Genomic DNA, 3,399 nt, shown 5'->3' on the forward strand with positions numbered 1-3,399 from the left:
CCGCTATTTGTGGGCAGTAAACGCCCGATTGGTGAAGGCTAATAATCAGTGGGGGATGAACAAAACCCCCACTGATTAAAGTTTCACTTTATATACGGACAGCAGTCCCGCTCACAGCAACCATTAGCATCCCTTCGCGAACTACTTCGTAGTCCACATCGATACCGACAATGGCATTCGCATTTTTTTGTCTTGCGAGAGTTTTCATCTCTTCCATTGCAATGTCGCGTGCTTCTTTCAATTTACTTTCGTAAGCGCCTGCACGGCCACCGACCACGTCGCGGACAGAAGCGAAAAGGTCACGCACGATATTCGCCCCCATAATTGCTTCGCCATTGACGATATCAATATAGTCAGTAATCTCTTTTCCTTGAATTGTAGAAGTTGTTGTTACAATCATGCTTTATAGCCTCCCATATAAGATTTCCACTTACTTATGGTGCACTAATTCAGCAGAAATTATATTTACGAACTAAACTGTGCTTCGTATAACCTACTATACCCTCCGCCACGCTCAATTAATTCAGCATGTGAACCTTGTTCTGCAATACCATCTTTATTTACAACGACGATGCGATCCGCATTTTTAATAGTTGCTAGCCTGTGAGCGATAACTAACGTTGTACGACCGACAGATAGTTCAGCAAGTGATTTTTGGATAGCAAGTTCCGTCTCTGTGTCTAGCGCAGAAGTTGCTTCATCTAAAATTAAAATTGGTGGGTTTTTCAAGAACATACGGGCAATTGCTAAGCGCTGCTTTTGTCCTCCTGAAAGTTTCACACCACGCTCACCAATAACTGTATCTAAACCGTCTGGTTGCGAGTAAATTAAGTCCTCCAACTGGGCACGTTTTACCGCCTGCCAAATTTCAGATTCTGAAGCTTTTAAGTTTCCGTAAGCGATATTTTCACGAATTGTTCCTGAGAATAAGAAAACATCTTGCTGCACAATTCCGATTTGCTTACGAAGTGACGATAACGTCATCTCTTTCGTGTCAATGCCATCAATTTGAATCGATCCAGATGAGTGTTCATAAAAACGCGGTAATAAACTACATAGTGTTGTTTTCCCTGCCCCTGATGGTCCAACGAAAGCAACTGTTTCACCTGCATGTATTTTCAAACTAATATCGTTTAAAATCGGCTCTTTATTTTCATATCCGAACGTGATGTTACTGTATTGAATATCGCCGTGTACATGTTTAACTTCTATTGCATCTTTAGAATCTACAATATCTGGCTCTGTTTCCAGAAGTTCTACATATCTTTTAAAACCAGCGATTCCTTTCGGATAACTTTCAATAACCGCATTAATTTTTTCAATTGGGCGGAAGAAAATGTTCGTTAACAAAACGAATCCAATAAATCCACCGTACGTTAATTCACCTTGCAGTACGAACCATGTACCACATATTAATACAAAGAGTGTTACAAGACGCATCAGCATATAACTAATAGATGAATTTAACGCCATAATTTTATACGCCATTAATTTTGTTGTACGGAAACGAGCATTGTTTACAGCAAATTGCTCTTTCTCAAACTTTTCATTTCCGAATGCTTGTACAACGCGGATACCACCAACATTGTTCTCAATACATGCATTGAAATCAGCAACGTCTGAGAATAAACGTCTAAACGTACCTGTCATTTTTTTGTTGAAGTAAAGTGCCAACCATAATAAGAACGGGATTACGAAGAATGTTAGAAGTGCTAACTTCCAGTTAATCATCATCATAAATGAAAATGCTCCGACTAAAGTCATAATGGCAATGAATAAATCTTCTGGTCCGTGGTGAGCAATTTCCCCAATTTCCATTAAATCGTTTGTAAGACGTGAAATTAAATGACCTGTTTTATTATTATCAAAAAATCTGAATGATAGCTTTTGAATGTGATCAAATAATTTCTGTCTCATATCTGTTTCAATGTTAATACCAAGCATATGCCCCCAATACGTAACGACATATTGCAAACCTGCATTTAACACATAAACTGCGAATAAACCGAAACAAGCCCATAAAATAAGCGTCCAGTTTTGTCCTGGTAATAACTTATCAATAAATTGATTTACGATAAGCGGGAAACCAAGTTCGAGTAAGCCTGCGATAACTGCACAGGAAAAATCAAGTATGAATAAACCTTTATACGGTTTATAGTAAGAAAAAAATTTACGTAACATATCTTTCCTCCCTTTTCCAAATTAAAAGACTCTCTAAATGATAACCATTATCAAATAATTATTCAAGTTATCCGTCTATGAAACTAAAAAAGTGAGCAAATCTAAAAAAGCCTAATCCCTCATTTATATCAATGAGAAATTAGGCTTCATTTATATATATTACTTATCGTATTCAAATAAATGTGCCCACTTATAACGTGCGGTCCTTCTATTTTTTCACAAATACATCTTTTAAACAATTCGAAACTTGTAATACCTTCGATACACCCTTTGCTTTTCTAAGTTCTTATCCGTTTATTTCCCACTGTGCAATAAACAGTTTAACTTGTAGATCTAAAGTTATATATTAACCCTCCCTAAAGTTTCCCCACTACATTTGGATTTGAAAATAGCGACGAACAGTTTCTTCAATCTCATGTTTTTCTAGTTTTTCTTTTGTTTTTTCTTTTCCATCAACCATAATTAGCGTGTCTCCTAACAAAGTGATACGCCCATTTTCTGTCACTCTTGAAAGGAAATACATCTTGTTGAACATTGATTCTGGAGCTGTTTCAGTTAAGACACAGATTGGATGAATGTTCTCCAAGTTCCATTTATGGGAAGGCTGCTCAAATCGATATAGAATCTCCCATTCATCATCAGTCTTTTTTTGCAAATAATAAAACGATGTTGTTTCATCTTTATTTACTCGGTAAAGGCCATCACTATCTACAACTTCCTCTCCATTCAGCGGAACAGGAATTCGTGGCGAATTACCGCCCATACCTACATCCACCAAGTATTCTTTATTATCAATTGGTACGATTATGAATAAGTGAGCATTTTCAAGAGCCCAAATTCCTTCTCTTACATATACAGTTCCTGCCATAAGATACGGGTCAAAACCTAATTCTTTTAGCAGAAAATAAAATATTCCGTTTAACTCGTAGCACACGCCACCCTGTTTCGCATGAACAATTTTTTGATACAAATCTTCTTCACGCAAAGATAGCGGTTTTCTTGCCAGAATATCAAGATTCTCAAAATGAACGTTGAGTACATGTTGTTTTTGAAGATGAGATAAGTAAGAGAAACTTACCTCTCTTTTTTCAGATTGAATATGTTCTAAATATTTTTGAATATCCAAAAATCATCCACCTCATTTAACTTTTTATAATGTTTCTTTTCACACTCATATTATAAAATTGATTGTTGATAAACAAAAATATAAAATAACTA

General features: G+C 36.3%; 3 protein-coding genes. All 3 read right to left on the reverse strand.

What is annotated here, in order from left to right; translation table 11 throughout:
• Positions 1–88: 88 nt before the first annotated feature.
• Positions 89–400 carry a YbjQ family protein gene (locus tag AB3X48_RS19495; protein ID WP_002159883.1) on the reverse strand — a complete coding sequence of 104 codons (312 nt, stop codon included), beginning with the start codon at positions 398–400 and terminating at the stop codon, positions 89–91.
• Between the two features lie 65 nt (positions 401–465).
• A complete protein-coding gene (locus AB3X48_RS19500) occupies positions 466–2,181 on the reverse strand; it encodes an ABC transporter ATP-binding protein (protein WP_016106619.1) in 1,716 nt (571 codons plus the stop codon).
• A gap of 370 nt (positions 2,182–2,551) precedes the next feature.
• Positions 2,552–3,307 (reverse strand): arylamine N-acetyltransferase family protein, encoded by a 756-nt coding sequence (locus AB3X48_RS19505; protein ID WP_016106620.1) that lies wholly within the window; start codon positions 3,305–3,307, stop codon positions 2,552–2,554.
• Positions 3,308–3,399: the final 92 nt, after the last annotated feature.

This window comes from Bacillus sp. S4 (genome assembly GCF_040838205.1).
GTDB lineage: Bacteria > Bacillota > Bacilli > Bacillales > Bacillaceae_G > Bacillus_A > Bacillus_A cereus_U.